This is a genomic window from Streptomyces sp. NBC_01549 (assembly GCF_026339955.1).
GTDB lineage: Bacteria > Actinomycetota > Actinomycetes > Streptomycetales > Streptomycetaceae > Streptomyces.
Map to the genome: position 1 here is coordinate 1,472,197 of NZ_JAPEPW010000001.1, position 14,288 is coordinate 1,486,484.

15 protein-coding genes and 1 tRNA gene are annotated in these 14,288 nt (G+C 70.7%); 7 read left to right on the top strand and 9 right to left on the bottom strand.

Annotated features, from left to right (window positions below; genetic code table 11):
- Positions 1–46: 46 nt before the first annotated feature.
- From OG819_RS06235 to OG819_RS06260, 6 genes are all read right to left on the bottom strand, one after another.
- Positions 47–1,327 carry an HD-GYP domain-containing protein gene (locus OG819_RS06235; RefSeq protein ID WP_266628435.1) on the bottom strand — a complete coding sequence of 427 codons (1,281 nt, stop codon included), beginning with the start codon at positions 1,325–1,327 and terminating at the stop codon, positions 47–49.
- Entirely contained in the window at positions 1,324–2,883 is a 1,560-nt protein-coding gene (locus OG819_RS06240) for an HD-GYP domain-containing protein (RefSeq protein ID WP_266648393.1), read from the bottom strand. Before OG819_RS06240 ends, OG819_RS06235 begins: the two co-directional genes overlap by 4 nt.
- 155 nt (positions 2,884–3,038) lie before the next feature.
- On the bottom strand, positions 3,039–3,341 hold the full coding sequence (gene rsrA, locus OG819_RS06245; RefSeq protein ID WP_266431628.1) for a mycothiol system anti-sigma-R factor: 303 nt from the start codon (positions 3,339–3,341) through the stop codon (positions 3,039–3,041).
- A complete protein-coding gene (gene sigR / locus OG819_RS06250; RefSeq protein ID WP_266652591.1) occupies positions 3,338–4,021 on the bottom strand; it encodes an RNA polymerase sigma factor SigR in 684 nt (227 codons plus the stop codon). Before sigR ends, rsrA begins: the two co-directional genes overlap by 4 nt.
- Before the next feature lie 255 nt (positions 4,022–4,276).
- Positions 4,277–4,954: an alpha/beta family hydrolase gene (locus OG819_RS06255; protein WP_266628429.1), complete on the bottom strand. Its 678-nt coding sequence runs from the start codon at positions 4,952–4,954 to the stop codon at positions 4,277–4,279.
- A 63-nt stretch (positions 4,955–5,017) separates the two neighbouring features.
- Positions 5,018–5,833 (bottom strand): SOS response-associated peptidase, encoded by an 816-nt coding sequence (locus OG819_RS06260; RefSeq protein ID WP_266648395.1) that lies wholly within the window; start codon positions 5,831–5,833, stop codon positions 5,018–5,020.
- 50 nt (positions 5,834–5,883) lie between these two features.
- Between OG819_RS06260 and OG819_RS06265 the strand changes: the two genes are divergently transcribed.
- The 4 genes from OG819_RS06265 (at position 5,884) to OG819_RS06280 (ending at position 9,527) form a co-directional block, all read left to right on the top strand.
- A complete protein-coding gene (locus OG819_RS06265) occupies positions 5,884–6,606 on the top strand; it encodes a M50 family metallopeptidase (protein WP_266585672.1) in 723 nt (240 codons plus the stop codon).
- Between the two features lie 79 nt (positions 6,607–6,685).
- On the top strand, positions 6,686–8,026 hold the full coding sequence (gene aroA, locus OG819_RS06270) for a 3-phosphoshikimate 1-carboxyvinyltransferase (protein ID WP_266628424.1): 1,341 nt from the start codon (positions 6,686–6,688) through the stop codon (positions 8,024–8,026).
- Positions 8,027–8,042: 16 nt separating this feature from the next.
- Positions 8,043–9,053 carry a ribosome small subunit-dependent GTPase A gene (rsgA, locus tag OG819_RS06275; protein WP_266628422.1) on the top strand — a complete coding sequence of 337 codons (1,011 nt, stop codon included), beginning with the start codon at positions 8,043–8,045 and terminating at the stop codon, positions 9,051–9,053.
- Positions 9,054–9,203: 150 nt separating this feature from the next.
- The gene (locus tag OG819_RS06280) at positions 9,204–9,527 is read left to right on the top strand and encodes a multidrug efflux SMR transporter (RefSeq protein ID WP_266431638.1); all 324 of its coding nucleotides are present in this window, start codon (positions 9,204–9,206) and stop codon (positions 9,525–9,527) included.
- Positions 9,528–9,564: 37 nt separating this feature from the next.
- Here the strand turns inward: OG819_RS06280 and OG819_RS06285 are convergent, their stop codons facing one another.
- Positions 9,565–10,170, bottom strand: a complete 606-nt coding sequence (locus tag OG819_RS06285; protein WP_266648396.1) for a TetR/AcrR family transcriptional regulator — start codon at positions 10,168–10,170, stop codon at positions 9,565–9,567.
- A gap of 244 nt (positions 10,171–10,414) precedes the next feature.
- Between OG819_RS06285 and hisN the strand changes: the two genes are divergently transcribed.
- Positions 10,415–11,215: a histidinol-phosphatase gene (hisN, locus tag OG819_RS06290; RefSeq protein ID WP_266431642.1), complete on the top strand. Its 801-nt coding sequence runs from the start codon at positions 10,415–10,417 to the stop codon at positions 11,213–11,215.
- A gap of 197 nt (positions 11,216–11,412) precedes the next feature.
- Positions 11,413–11,805: a cyclic nucleotide-binding/CBS domain-containing protein gene (locus tag OG819_RS06295; RefSeq protein ID WP_266628417.1), complete on the top strand. Its 393-nt coding sequence runs from the start codon at positions 11,413–11,415 to the stop codon at positions 11,803–11,805.
- Between the two features lie 142 nt (positions 11,806–11,947).
- On the opposite strand, the gene OG819_RS06300 is transcribed toward OG819_RS06295, so the two are convergent.
- Entirely contained in the window at positions 11,948–13,417 is a 1,470-nt protein-coding gene (locus OG819_RS06300; RefSeq protein ID WP_266628415.1) for a catalase, read from the bottom strand.
- A 137-nt stretch (positions 13,418–13,554) separates the two neighbouring features.
- On the opposite strand from OG819_RS06300, the gene OG819_RS06305 reads away from it, so the two are divergent.
- Entirely contained in the window at positions 13,555–13,971 is a 417-nt protein-coding gene (locus OG819_RS06305) for a Fur family transcriptional regulator (protein WP_266431648.1), read from the top strand.
- Between the two features lie 116 nt (positions 13,972–14,087).
- Here OG819_RS06305 and OG819_RS06310 read toward each other — a convergent pair.
- Positions 14,088–14,161, bottom strand: a tRNA-Met gene (locus tag OG819_RS06310).
- Between the last annotated feature and the right edge of the window lie 127 nt (positions 14,162–14,288).

Consider the following 14,288-nt stretch of genomic DNA (forward strand, 5'->3'; position numbering starts at 1 on the left):
TCGCATCCAACCACGGACCGTCGGACGGGCGCTCATTACCCATGGGTTACCCAGCCTGAGGCAGGGTAAGGCTGCCCCGCAACAGGACCCTGGCCAGCGACTCCACGACCTCGGGCTGATAGTCGCGGGCGGTGGCGAGGCGCAGCTTCTCCAGCGCGGTGAGGGGTCCTCCCGGGCCTGCTTCCCGGGCCATCTCCTCGTATGCGTTCACGGCCCGCACGATCCGTGCCGTGACCGGCTGTTCCCGGTACGGATCGGCCTGCCGCTCCACGACCACGGCGACCTCGGCGTCCACTCCGGTCTGGCGTACGACGGCGCCGCCGAGGAGGGCGATACGCCGCTGTTCGTCGGCGGAGAGCACGGAGGTGGCTCCGGCGGGCACCGGATCGACGAGGCTGAGCTGTCCGATGTCGTGCATGAGCGCCGCGTACTCCAGGACGGTCAGATCGGGCTCGGACAGCCCCAGCTCACGGCCGACGGCCCGGCTGAGCGCGGCGACCCGCCGGGCGTGCCCGGCGGGGGTGTACCCGGCGATCTCGGTCGCCCGCGCGAGTGAGGCGATCGTCTGCCGGTAGGTCACGCGCACGGCGGCGTACCGCCGGACGGAGAGCTGGGTGAGCAGCAGGGGCAGCGAGAACACGGGCAGCGCCCACAGCCCGACGACCGCCACCGCGAGCGACATCACGGCCCCGGTCGCGCAGACCGCGGACCCGATGCCCAGCATGGCCCGCAGTTCGTCCCGCAGCAGCGGTCCGAAGGGCCAGCGGGTGCGGGCGTGCGCCATGGCCGCCGCGAGCACGGCGTCGCACAGTGCGGTGAGCACCAGCAGGGAGACCAGCAGCAGGGCGTACGAGGGGCCGCCCCAGTCCCTCAACCTTCCCTGGTTGTAGAGGGGTTGGAAGCAGACGGCGGCGAAGGCGACGGTGAGGACGCGCCGGGTGAGGTGGTCCGCGGTGGGTCCGCGGCCGCGGGCGACGTGCGGTACGCAGCCGATGAGGGCCGCCGCCACGACGACGGCGACGATCTCGGGGGCACCGTGGTCGGTACGGTGTCCGGCGTTCTCGCCGAGCAGCGCGTACGCGAGGGCTCCCGCGGCCGCGAGGGGCGCCGCCTCCCGCTCCTCCGCCCCGCTCCAACGGGTCAGCTCCCCCACGGCGATCAGGATCCCGAAGGCGAGCGCGACACCTCGTTCGTCGAGACCCTGCCAGAGGACGGCGGCCAGCGAGCCCACCGCGAGGAGCAGGGCGACCGCGTGAACGAGGGTGAGGGTGACCGGAGCTCGCCCGCCGATCCCGTACCCGGGAATCTCCACCCCGACGACACTCATGAACGCCCCCGCCCACCGACGCCACCCACCGGCGGGTCACCCCCCATCGACTCCCGCCCCACGTCGGCCGACGGCCCGACGCCACCCATCCGCTCCCGCCCCACACCGGCCGACGGCCCCCCGGCCACCATCCGGTCCCGGTCCATACCGGTCAATGACCCGTCGGCGCCCGTCGGGCGGCCGTCCGTGCTCGTCGGGGAGCCGGTTTTGTTTGTCGGGTTCGTCTCTGTCCGACTGGAAACGGGCGGAGCGGGTGGGTAAACCGCCGCGGTCACCGCAGGATGCCACCCGTGTCGGTCCAGCGCGCGCACCAGGGCCCGTACCATCCCCGGATCGAACTGCGCCCCCGCACACCGCTCCAGCTCGGCCAGCGCCGCCCCCACCGGCCGGGCCCGCCGGTAGGACCGGGTCGACGTCATCGCGTCGAACGCGTCGGCGACGGCCACCACCCGCGCGAACTCCGGGATCTGCCGCCCCACCAGCCCGTACGGGTACCCGCTCCCGTCGATCCGCTCATGGTGGTGCAGGATCGCCGACCGCGCCTCTCCGAGAAAGCCGATGCCGCGCACCATCTCGTGCCCGTACTCGGGATGCAGCTCGATGATCCGCCGTTCCTCCGGCGTCAGCGGCCCGTCCTTGCGCAGGAGCCGCGTGGGGACGCCCAGCTTCCCCACGTCGTGCAGGATCCCGGCGAACCGCAGTACTTCCACACGCTCGTCGTCCATGCCCAGCTCACGGGCGATCATCATGGACGCCTGCCCGACCCGCTCACTGTGCCCGCGCGTGTACCCGTCCTTGATGTCGACGGCCTGCACGAGGGCCCGGATGGTGGCCTGGTGGGCGGCTCGTTCCCGGTGGTACTGGGCGAACGCCCAGCAGGACACGTACATCGGCAGCAGGACGAGCAGCGCGGCGACAGGACCGTACGGACTGCGCCACAGCACCGCCATCATCAGCCCGGCGAGCCCGTGCACGGCGACGGAGGCGAGGGAGCGCGAGAACAGCCCGCGCCAGGCGCCCCGCACCGGCACCCGCTCGGCCAGCGCCAGGATCCCGCCGTCGAGGGCGGTCAGCACCACGCAGAAAGTGAGCACCGCGGCCCCGGCGGGTACGAGCGCGCTCGGGAAGTGGGGCGCGGCGATCGCGTCCTGACCGCCCAGCGCCCAGTGCACCCGGGACGCCGCCCAGATCGCGACGGCGAGCTGGGCCGCGCGCCAGACCCGGCGCAGCCACCGCGGTCGCTGCTCCACGCGCGCGAGCAGCGCACCCGGCAGCGCCACGAGCGCGGCGGCGGGCGGCGGCAGCAGAAAGGCCCCGGCGAGCAGCACGGGGAGGAAGGTGCCCAGCCCCCTGGGGGCACTCCGCTCGGCGACGCGGGCGGCGGCGCCCTTGGGGCTGTGCGGGAAGGGGATCCGCTCGCAGCCCGCGTACAGCGCGGCGAGCAGGGCGACGATCCACCAGGAGGCGTGAACGGCCCGCGGTGGAGCCAGGCAGGCGAGGGCGGCAAGAACGACACAGACCACGTAGACACGGGCCCCCGTCGGAATCGACCCCATCGCCTCGTTCCCTCCCCCGGTCGCCCCCTGCCCCGGTCAGGCTCCGGAGCCTAGGGCGGTGGGGACGGTACGAGGGCGGCAATGGCCGAATCCGCGGGCTCGGAGCCCGCGGATTAGCACGTTCGGGTGATAACCGGACGATCTCCCCGGGGAGTTCAGGACTCCTGGGGTGTCGCGGCGACGTCGTGCTCGGGCACGGTCTGTCCGGAGCGGATCAGGTCGATACGGCCCATGACCTTGGCCCGCAGATCCGTCGGCACGTCGTCCTGTCCGCAGCACCGCTTGACCAGCTTCTTCACGGCCTGCTCGAGTCCGTACTTCTCGAGGCACGGGGAGCACTCCTCGAAGTGCACCTCGAACTTGGTGCAGTCCGCGTCCGGCATCTCATGGTCGAGGAACTCGTACAGGTGGTCGAGTACCTCACTGCAATCCGTCTCGTGCGGCTCTCCGCAGCTCATGAGCCCGAGCCTTTCGCTTCGTTCGACTCTCCGGCGCCGGCCGGGACCAGCCCGCGGTCACGGGCGTAGTCCTCGAGCATGCCGCGCAGCTGGCGACGGCCCCGGTGCAGCCGGGACATCACCGTACCGATGGGTGTCCCCATGATGTCCGCGATCTCCTTGTACGCAAAGCCCTCTACGTCAGCGAGATAAACCGCGATGCGGAATTCCTCGGGGATCGCCTGCAGCGCCGACTTGACGTCCGAGTCGGGCAGATGGTCGAGCGCCTGCGACTCCGCGGAGCGCAGACCGGTCGACGTGTGCGACTCGGCGCGTGCGAGCTGCCAGTCCTCGATCTCCTCGGCCGCGCTGCGCTGGGGTTCGCGCTGCTTCTTGCGGTACGAGTTGATGAAGGTGTTGGTGAGAATGCGATACAGCCAAGCCTTGAGGTTGGTGCCCTCGCGGAACTGGTGGAAGGACGCGTACGCCTTCGCGTACGTCTCCTGCACCAAGTCCTCGGCGTCGGCCGGGTTACGCGTCATGCGCAGGGCGGCCGAGTACATCTGGTCGAGGAATTCGAGCGCGTCCCGCTCGAAGCGCGCGGTGCGCTCGGCGGACGACTCCGTGCTCGTGCCCTGGCCCTCGGGCTGCTCCGCCTGGCCGTGATCGGTCCCTGCGTCGGTCCCAGTGACCGGACCCACCTCCTCCAGCGACGTGGCAGGACCGAAACCGGTCCCACTCGAATCGGAGGATAGACGAACATCCACACCCGCCGCCGCCCGAACGGGGGCGGTCTTCGCCGCATGCAGCACCGTCCAGTCCAGCTCAGGGCTGCTGCTGCGGTTCGGGCAGATGGTCGAACCCATGCGGCGGACTTCCTCTCGTTCGAACGGTTCAGCACACTCCGTGCTGTCTGATCGACACAACAGTGGCCCGCCGCTCGACATTCCCGGGCGTCACCCGAGTGACGCGATCCACCCCACGACGCCGTCGGTGACGATCTCCAGAGCCGCGTCCTGGTCGATCGATGCCCTCCCCCACGCTCGGCTTCGCTCGCGCGGGGGGACCCCCATCGGCACGGCGAAGCCGTGATCGCCGTACGGCACTTCGATCAGCTCGTACGAGCCCTTCGGGAACTCCTCCGGCTTGCCGAACGGGTCGTTGCCGCCCTGGACGACCAGGGTGGGCACCCCGGCGCCGAGGAGTTCGTCGGCGCGGGACTTCTCCGGCTTGCCGGGCGGGTGCAGCGGGAAACTGAGGGCGAGGACGGCGGTGGCGCCGAGTTCCGTCGCCGTACGACAGGCGACGCGGGCTCCGGCGCTGCGCCCGCCCGCGACCACCGGCAGTCCGGGCTTCGCGACCGCGGGCCACAGGCCCCGCCATCCCACGTCCAGGGTCTTTGGCGCGGGCGCCACCTTCTTCCCGGCCACCCGCCAGGGCTGCTCGACGAGCGCGACGCTCACGCCGTGCCCGGGCAGCACCGAGGCCAGCGCCTGGAGATCGCGCGCCTCGATACCGCCGCCGGCGCCGTGACTCACGGCGAGCACGAGGCGTGGCTTCTCGGCGCGGTGCCAGGTGACCCGGGCGGTACCGGCGTCCGTCTCGATCGTCTCGGTCGTCTCGATCGCTTCCATGATCTCCGTCACGTCAGACTTGCGTGAGCTCCGTCACGTCGGAGTTCCATGAGCTCCGCCACGTCAGAAAAGTGTGCCCTCTTCGGGGCCCTCCAGCTCCTTCAGCAGCTCCGGCCCGTTGTTGCGGACGCTGCTCACGGCCGTGGAGACGGGGTAGGCGCGCATCAGCCCGGCGGGCGGCGGCGCGAGCAGCTCGCGCAGGCCGTCGACGTCCGTACGGGCCGGGTCGAGCCAGGCGTCCCAGCGGTCCGGGGTGAGCATCAGGGGCATCCGGGGGTGGATGTCGGCGAGGGCGTACGGCCCGTCGGCCGGCGCGACCGCGAGCGGCGAGGTCTCCGCCTCGGTCGTGATCACCGAGCATGTCACCCACCAGGCCTGGGGGTGGTCGTCGGGGAGCGTCCTGTCGCGCCAGAACTCGTACAGCCCGGCCATCGCGAACACCGAGCCGTCGGCGGGGAGCACGAAGTAGGGCTGCTTGCGCGGCCGCTTCTTCTTGCCCTCGACCTCGAGATCGCGCTCGGCGGACCCGGTGACCCACTCGTAGTAGCCGTCGGCGGGGACGATGCAGCGCCGGGCGGCGAAGGCACGGCGGTACGAGGGCTTCTCGTGCACGGTCTCCGCGCGGGCGTTGATCATCCGGGCGCCGCCCTCGGGCGTCTTCGCCCAGGACGGGACGAGCCCCCACTTGAGCCTGCGCAGCTGGCGAACCGGCTTCGGGCTCTGCGCGTCCTTAAGTGGGCGGTCGAGGACGGCATACACCTCCTTGGTCGGAGCCACGTTGTAGTCGGGGTCCAGGGTCTCCTCGGGCTCCCACTTCTCGACCTCAAAGATTCCTGCGAGATCCTCGGGCCTACGACTCGCTGCATACCGTCCGCACATACGTGCCACACTGCCAGATTCCGCAACACCAGAGGGAGCCACCGCAGACAATGGACAGCACCGCATCCACCTCGCTGGCCTCGCTCTGGGACCAGGTCTCCGGCACCCAGCCGGACCCCGATCTGTGGGTGGTGATAGCCACCCTGGTCGCCGCTCTCGCGGTGATCGTCCCGCACGGCGTCTGGCGCGTCTCCCGCAACGCCATCACCATCGCGCACGAGGGCGGCCACGGGCTGGTGGCGCTGCTGACCGGGCGGAGCCTCAGCGGCATCCGGCTGCACTCCGACACCAGCGGCCTCACCGTCAGCCGCGGCAAGCCCACCGGTCTCGGCATGATCCTCACCGCGGCGGCCGGCTACACGGCTCCCCCGCTGCTCGGCCTCGGCGGCGCCGCGCTGCTGGGCCTGGGACGCATCACCCTGCTGCTGTGGCTGGCAACGGCTCTGCTCGTCGCGATGCTGGTGATGATCCGCAACGCCTACGGGGCGCTCACCGTGATCCTCACCGGCGGCATGTTCCTGCTGGTGTCCTGGCTCGCCGGACCCCAGGTGCAGGCGGCGTTCGCGTACGCCGTGGTGTGGTTCCTGCTGCTCGGCGGTGTCCGTCCGGCCTTCGAACTCCAGGCCAAGCGCAGCCGGGGCGGCGCCGGCGACTCCGACGCCGACCAGCTCTCCCGCCTCACCCACGTCCCGGCGGGTCTGTGGCTGTTCCTGTTCCACGCGGTGTCCCTGTGCTCGCTGCTGGGCGGTGGCCGCTGGCTGCTGGGGTACTGAGGCACCCCAGCAGCTTTCGATCACATTCCGTCACTTTTGATCAAGATCTCCCCCCACCCCCACCCACTAAAGTGGGCGCATGACCGCGAACCCCGCCCACACCGCCCTCTGGCCCGCCCCGCACGCGAGCGGAGCCGTCGACGCGACGGTCCACGTGCCGGGGTCCAAGTCGGTCACCAACCGTGCCCTGGTCCTCGCCGCGCTCGCCTCGGAGCCGGGCTGGCTGCGCCGCCCGCTGCGCTCCCGCGACACGCTGCTGATGGCGGGCGCGCTGCGCGCGATGGGCGTCGGTATCGAGGAGACGGTGGCGTCCAGCTCCACGGTCGCCGCGGGCCCGGACGCCTCCGGCGAGGCCTGGCGGGTCATCCCCTCGGGCCTGCAGGGCCCGGCCACGGTCGACGTCGGCAACGCCGGCACCGTGATGCGCTTCCTGCCCCCGGTCGCCGCCCTCGCGGACGGCCCCATCCGCTTCGACGGCGACCCCCGGTCGTACGAACGACCCCTGAACGGGGTGATCGACGCGCTGCGCCTGCTCGGCGCCCGCATCGACGACGACGGCCGCGGCGCGCTGCCGCTGACCGTGCACGGCGGCGGCGCCCTGGACGGCGGCCCGGTGGAGATCGACGCGTCCTCGTCGTCCCAGTTCGTGAGCGCCCTCCTGCTGTCCGGGCCGCGCTTCAACCAGGGGGTGGAGGTCCGCCACATCGGCTCGACGCTGCCCTCCATGCCGCACATCCGGATGACGGTCGACATGCTGCGCGCGGTCGGCGCACAGGTGGACACCCCGGAGTCGGGCGGCGAGCCCAACGTCTGGCGGGTCACGCCCGGCGCGCTGCTCGGCCGCGACCTGATCATCGAGCCGGACCTGTCGAACGCGCAGCCGTTCCTGGCGGCGGCCCTGGTGACCGGCGGCACGGTCGTCATCCCCGACTGGCCCGCGCGCACCACCCAGCCCGGTGACCGACTGCGGGAGATCTTCACCGAGATGGGCGGTTCCTGCGAACTGACCGACAGCGGTCTGGAGTTCACCGGTTCGGGTGCGATCCACGGCATCGACGTGGACCTGGGCGAGGTCGGCGAGCTGACCCCGGGCATCGCGGCGGTCGCGGCCCTCGCCGACGCCCCGTCCACCCTGCGCGGCGTGGCCCATCTGCGCCTGCACGAGACGGACCGGCTGGCCGCGCTCACCAAGGAGATCAACGAACTCGGCGGTGACGTCACCGAGACCGCCGACGGCCTGCACATCCGCCCGCGCCGACTGCACGGCGGCACCTTCCACACGTACGACGACCACCGCATGGCGACCGCCGGCGCGATCATCGGGCTGGCGGTGGAGGGCGTACAGATCGAGAACGTGGCGACGACGGCGAAGACCCTGCCGGACTTCCCCGATCTGTGGACCGGAATGCTCGGGAACTGACGGGCGGACCGGGATCATGCGCCGCTACGGCAAGCACACCGACGAGGACGACATCCGCCAGCGCCCCAACCGCAAGGGCAACCGTCCGCGTACGAACATCCGCCCCAAGCACGAGGAGGCGGTCGAGGGCATGGTCGTCACCGTCGACCGGGGCCGTCTGACCTGCCTCGTCGATGACCGCCTCGTGACGGCGATGAAGGCCCGCGAGCTGGGCCGCAAGGCCGCCGTCGTCGGTGACCGCGTCGCCATCGTCGGCGATCTGTCCGGCGAGAAGGACACCCTCGCCCGCATCGTCCGCATCGAGCCGCGCAGCTCGGTGCTGCGCCGCACGGCCGACGACGACGATCCCTACGAGCGCGTGGTCGTCGCCAACGCCGACCAACTCGCCATCGTCACCGCCCTCGCCGACCCCGAGCCGCGCCCGCGCCTGATCGACCGCTGCCTGGTCGCCGCGTACGACGCCGGCCTGGAGCCCCTGCTGGTGCTGACCAAGTCGGACCTCTCCCCGCCCGACGAACTCCTGGAGCTGTACGGGGCGTTGGGCGTCCCCTACGTCGTGACGAGCCGGGAGGAGCTGGAGAGCGGCGCGGCGGTCGACCGGGTGCGCAAGCAGTTGGACGGCAAGGTCACGGCGTTCGTCGGGCACTCCGGCGTGGGCAAGACGACCCTGGTCAACGCGCTGGTCTCGCAGGAGCGGCGGCGCAGCACCGGTCATGTGAACGCCGTCACGGGCCGCGGCCGTCACACCACGACCTCGGCGCGCGCGATCCCGTTGCCGGGCAGCGAGGGCTGGGTCATCGACACCCCCGGCGTGCGCTCCTTCGGCCTGCACCACGTCGACCCGTCCCGGGTCATCCACGCCTTCCCCGATCTCGAACCCGGTACCGAGGGCTGTCCGCGCGCGTGCAGCCACGACGAGCCGGACTGCGCGCTGGACCAGTGGGTGGCGGACGGTCACGCGGACCCGGCCCGGCTCTACTCCCTGCGCAGGCTGCTGGCCACGCGGGAACGTACCGAGGGTGACTGAGTCCCTCGAGCCCCCCCCCCTTGTGACCTCCGCGTTGTTTGCGTGGGCGGCCCGTCGGTAAGTGCTTAGCCGGTCGGTAAATGCATAATCGCACCAAGCCGGACCCAGGCCAGACGAAGCAGTCGACGTGCGGACACGGGAGGACGAGACATGGCGTGGCTGCTGGTCGTTGTGGCGGGACTGCTCGAGACCGGCTTCGCCGTCTGTCTGAAGCTCTCGCACGGCTTCACCAGACTCTGGCCGACGATCGCCTTCTGCGTGTTCGCGCTCGGCAGCTTCGGTCTGCTGACCCTCGCCCTGCGGAAGCTCGACGTCGGCCCGGCGTACGCGGTGTGGACCGGCATCGGTGCGGCGGGCACCGCCATCTACGGCATGGTCTTCCTCGGCGACCTGGTGTCGACGCTCAAGATCGTCTCCATCAGCTTCGTCATCATCGGCGTCATCGGCCTCCAGCTCTCGGGCTCCGCCCACTGAGGCGTCCCGCCCAGCCGCCGAGGCACCCCGGAAGACGTCACCTCAACTGCCGAGGCAACGCACCGCGCACCAGCTCCGTCACCCCACCCTCCCCCGGCGGAGCCGCCACACACGACAGCGACAACCGCACCACCAGCTCACAGGCCCCGGCCAACTCACCCACGTCCGCCCTCATCGCCCCGGGCCCGGACAACGCCGCGACGGCCCGATCCCGTACGAGGGCCACGAAGTCGGCCGGCGAGGGCAACGGACCGTCCGCCCTGCGCTGCGCGGGTACCACGGACGACGACGGCACCGCCGAGAGCGTGGGCGACGGCAGCCGCTCGCTCCAGCACCCGGTCAGCATGGCCCGTACGAGCGCGTTGCCCCGGGCCGCCGACATGGTCCACTCGGCGGTCGCGACCAGCCGCTCACACGCGTCCGCGTGGGCGGCCAGCGCGCGCTCGACACCGGCGAGATAGCCGTCGGCCTCCCGCCGTACGAGGGCGCGGGCCAGCCCTTTCTTGCTTCCGAACTCGTTGTAGAGCGTCTGGCGGGACACACCGGCCACGGCGGCGACGTCGACCATCCGCACCGTGGACCACGGGCGGTGTGCGAGCGCCGTATAGGCGGCATCCAGAAGGGATTCCCGCGCTGCAGGCATCTTTCGCCTCCCTGGGGGCGAGCGGGCGGCACTGCAGCTCAGATTTGACGCGTGCAGGGGCACTGTCAAGGGTTTGCGGCGGCGGCGAGGGGCGTACGTCGTCCCCCGCACGCCGCGATGATCAACCAGGCCGTACGACCCGCGCCCCGAGGCGCCCCGAGCCCCATGCCCGTGCCCGTGCCCGTGCCCGATGATCCCCCGGGCCGTATGGCTGTGGCGCGAGTGGGCCATATACGGTGCAGTCATGCCCGACTATCGCGATGACCTGCGCCTGGCCCATGTCCTGGCGGACGCCGCCGACGCGGCGACGATGGACCGGTTCAAGGCGCTCGACCTCAAGGTCGAGACCAAGCCGGACATGACGCCGGTGAGCGAGGCGGACAAGGCCGCCGAGGAGCTGATCCGGGGCCATCTCCAGCGGGCACGGCCGCGCGACGCGATCCTCGGCGAGGAGTACGGCATCGAGGGCACGGGTCCGCGCCGCTGGGTGATCGACCCGATCGACGGCACCAAGAACTACGTCCGCGGGGTGCCCGTCTGGGCCACGCTGATCTCCCTGATGGAGGCGGGCGAGGGCGGCTACCAGCCGGTGGTCGGGGTGGTCTCCGCGCCCGCGCTGGGCCGCCGCTGGTGGGCGGCGAAGGGGCACGGCGCGTTCACCGGCCGCAGCCTGTCCTCGGCCACCCGTCTGAAGGTGTCCCAGGTCTCGCGGATGGCCGACGCGTCCTTCGCGTACTCCTCGCTCTCCGGCTGGGAGGACCAGGGCCGCCTCGACGGGTTCCTGGACCTGACGAAGGCGGTCTGGCGCACGCGCGGGTACGGCGACTTCTGGCCGTACATGATGGTCGCGGAGGGCTCGGTGGACATCTGCGCGGAGCCCGAGCTGTCGCTGTGGGACATGGCGGCGAACGCAATCGTGGTGACCGAGGCGGGCGGATCCTTCACCGGCCTCGACGGCCGCCCGGGCCCGCACAGCGGCAACGCGGCCGCGTCGAACGGTACCCTCCACGACGAGCTGCTGGGTTATCTGAACCAGCGCTACTGAGCCGACGAGGCGCCGGGGCTTCTGAACCAGGCGGTGCTGAAGAGCCGATGGTGCGCCCTTGTGACCCATGGGCGCCCCCGAAACCATCGCACGCCCTCTTGTTGACCCTCCCTTTAACTGCGACCCTGAGAGTCCCCCCACTTGTGAACTTGTGAATCGCTTCTCTTGGCGCTTCACCAAGGAGGTGGCTCCAGCCCATGCTCGTCCGCGACGCCATGAGCACGGTGGTCCTGACCATCGGCCCGGCACACACTCTCCGCCAGGCGGCCTGCCTGATGTCCTCCCGCCGCGTAGGCGCGGCCGTCGTCCACGACGAGGACTCCTCCGGCCTCGGCATCCTCACCGAACGCGACATCCTCAACTCGATCGCCCTCGGGCAGAACCCGGACACCGAGACCGCAGGCACCCACACCACCACCGACGTCGTCTTCGCCGCTCCCGGCTGGACCCTGGAGGAGGCCGCGGCGGCAATGGCGCACGGTGGCTTCCGACACCTGATCGTGCTCGACGACCGAGGCCCGGTCGGCATCGTCTCGGTCCGCGACATCATCCGCTGCTGGGCTCCCAAGCGGCAGCGGGTGCCCGCGTAGACCCCCTCAGGCGCCGCTCCCGAGACACCGCTCCCGGGGTGCCGCTCCCGGGGCCGGGCCCGCACATGCCGACGGGCCGGACCCCTCATCACTCAGAGGGGATCCGGCCCACCGCCCACGACAAGCGATCCAGTGCTGGTTGTCAGCCGCGCAGGGCCTGGACCGCGGCCTCCAGCCGCTTGCCGAAGTCTTCGTCGGCCTGACGGAAGTTGTTGATCGCGCGCTCGGCGATGTCGTCACGGGAGACCTTGGCGATGAAACCCGCCAGGTTCGCGATCAGCCGCCCCTGCTCGTCCTCCGACATCAAGCGGTACAGGTTGCCCGCCTGCACGAAGTCGTCGTCCTCGGAGTGGGACGGCGCCTCGGCCTCACCGGTGTGGCCGGTCACCGCGATCGGCTGCCACAGCGGCCGGTCTGTCTGGAACGGGCCGCCGAAGCTGTTCGGCTCGTAGTTCTTCGCGCCCTTGTGACGACCGTCGTACAGGGAGCCGTCACGGGAGTTGGTGCGCGCCACGGTGGCGTGCGGGCGGTTCACCGGCAGGTGGTCGGCGTTGATACCGACGCGGTAGCGGTGCGCGTCTCCGTACGCGAAGAGCCGCCCTTGGAGCATCTTGTCGGGCGAGGGCCCGATGCCCGGCACGAAGTGTGCCGGCGAGAAGATGCTCTGCTCGACCTCGGCGAAGACGTTCTCCGGGTTGCGGTTGAGCTCCAGCTTGCCGATCTCGATCGGCGGGTAGTCCTCGTGCGGCCACACCTTGGTGAGGTCGAACGGGTTGAAGCGGTAGTCGGCCGCCTCGGCCGCCGGCATGATCTGCACCTGCACGGTCCAGGACGGGAACTCACCGCGCTCGATGGCCTCGCGCAGGTCGCGCTGGTGGGAGTCCGGGTCCTCACCGGCGAGCTTGCCCGCCTCTTCCGCGGTGAGGTTCTTGATGCCCTGGTCGGTCTTGAAGTGGTACTTGACCCAGAAGACCTCGCCGGCCTCGTTGTTCCACTGGTACGTGTGCGAGCCGTACCCGTTGAGATGCCGGTAGGAGGCCGGAATCCCCCGGTCACCGAAGAGCCAGGTCACCTGATGCGTGCTCTCGGGGCTGAGGCCCCAGAAATCCCACACATTGTCAGCCTCCTGCGAACCGGTGTACGGGTCGCGCTTCTGCGTGTGGATGAAGTCGGGGAACTTGATGGCGTCCTTGATGAAGAACACCGGGGTGTTGTTGCCGACGAGGTCGTAGTTGCCCTCCTCGGTGTAGAACTTCAGCGCGAAGCCGCGGGGGTCACGGACCGCGTCCGCGGAACCGAGGTTGCCGGCCACCGTCGAGAACCGCAGGAAGGTCTCGGTCTGCTTGCCCACCTCGGAGAGGAACCCGGCACGGGTGTACCGGGTGACATCCGCGGTGACCGTGAAGGTGCCGTAGGCGGCGGCGCCACGGGCGTGCACGACGCGCTCCGGGATGCGCTCGCGGTTGAAGTGGGCGAGCTTCTCGAGAAGCAGCTGGTCCTGAACGAGCACCGGGCCACCGACGCCCGCGGTCTCGCTGTTCTGGTTGTCGGCCACCGGCGCGCCGGCCTCCGTCGTAAGCGGTCCCTGCGTCACGTACGCCTCCTGCGTCATTCCGGACCGGTCCTACCCGGCCCTGCCCCCCTGGCCAATATCGAACCCGATCCTACAATGGACAATGTCTAAGTCAAGCACCAATCCAAATTCACACCTATTCAGGATCTGGTCCCCATGCTGTTAAGGTGGCCTGTATGAGTGACCTGTTGGAACGACTGCGCGGACGCGGATGGCGAATGACCGCGCAGCGGCGTGTCGTGGCCGAGGTCCTCGACGGCGATCACGTCCATCTGACGGCCGACGAGGTCCATGCGCGGGCCGTCGCCAAGCTGCCCGAGATCTCCCGGGCGACCGTCTACAACACGTTGGGCGAGCTGGTCTCGCTCGGTGAGGTGCTGGAAGTCGCGACGGACAAGCGCGCCAAGCGCTACGACCCGAACGCGCACCGTCCGCACCACCACCTGGTCTGCGCCCAGTGCGGCTCGATCCGCGACGTCCACCCGAGCGGCAACCCGCTCGCCGACCTCCCCGACTCGGAGCGCTTCGGCTTCACGGTCTCGGGTGTAGAGGTGACCTACCGGGGCCTGTGCCCCAACTGCGCGTCAGCCTGACCTAACCTGAGCACCCGAAGCCCCGGCGTCCACGTGAACGCCGGGGCTTCGTACTACCGGTTCCCGAAAACGCCGAAGGGCCCAGATCTCAATGATCTGGGCCCTTCGCCTTCAAGTAGCGGGGACAGGATTTGAACCTGCGACCTCTGGGTTATGAGCCCAGCGAGCTACCGAGCTGCTCCACCCCGCGTCGATGAACTGAACACTACGTCACCCGGCTGGACCAGCGCAAATCACATAGCTCCCACCCCTCCGACACCTACCTGCGGAGCCTTGCGGGGGCTGGGGCGGAGCCCCGCAGGGGTGCGGGGGGCGGA

Excerpts from the sequence above, each read along its gene's own strand:
- OG819_RS06235 (WP_266628435.1), bottom strand. The coding sequence starts at position 1,327 with ATGAGTGTCGTCGGGGTGGAGATTCCCGGGTACGGGATCGGCGGGCGA.
- OG819_RS06240 (WP_266648393.1), bottom strand. The coding sequence starts at position 2,883 with ATGGGGTCGATTCCGACGGGGGCCCGTGTCTACGTGGTCTGTGTCGTT.
- rsrA (WP_266431628.1), bottom strand. The coding sequence starts at position 3,341 with ATGAGCTGCGGAGAGCCGCACGAGACGGATTGCAGTGAGGTACTCGAC.
- OG819_RS06255 (WP_266628429.1), bottom strand. The coding sequence starts at position 4,954 with ATGGAAGCGATCGAGACGACCGAGACGATCGAGACGGACGCCGGTACC.
- OG819_RS06260 (WP_266648395.1), bottom strand. The coding sequence starts at position 5,833 with ATGTGCGGACGGTATGCAGCGAGTCGTAGGCCCGAGGATCTCGCAGGA.
- OG819_RS06265 (WP_266585672.1), top strand. The coding sequence starts at position 5,884 with ATGGACAGCACCGCATCCACCTCGCTGGCCTCGCTCTGGGACCAGGTC.
- aroA (WP_266628424.1), top strand. The coding sequence starts at position 6,686 with ATGACCGCGAACCCCGCCCACACCGCCCTCTGGCCCGCCCCGCACGCG.
- rsgA (WP_266628422.1), top strand. The coding sequence starts at position 8,043 with ATGCGCCGCTACGGCAAGCACACCGACGAGGACGACATCCGCCAGCGC.
- OG819_RS06280 (WP_266431638.1), top strand. The coding sequence starts at position 9,204 with ATGGCGTGGCTGCTGGTCGTTGTGGCGGGACTGCTCGAGACCGGCTTC.
- OG819_RS06285 (WP_266648396.1), bottom strand. The coding sequence starts at position 10,170 with ATGCCTGCAGCGCGGGAATCCCTTCTGGATGCCGCCTATACGGCGCTC.
- hisN (WP_266431642.1), top strand. The coding sequence starts at position 10,415 with ATGCCCGACTATCGCGATGACCTGCGCCTGGCCCATGTCCTGGCGGAC.
- OG819_RS06295 (WP_266628417.1), top strand. The coding sequence starts at position 11,413 with ATGCTCGTCCGCGACGCCATGAGCACGGTGGTCCTGACCATCGGCCCG.
- OG819_RS06300 (WP_266628415.1), bottom strand. The coding sequence starts at position 13,417 with ATGACGCAGGAGGCGTACGTGACGCAGGGACCGCTTACGACGGAGGCC.
- OG819_RS06305 (WP_266431648.1), top strand. The coding sequence starts at position 13,555 with ATGAGTGACCTGTTGGAACGACTGCGCGGACGCGGATGGCGAATGACC.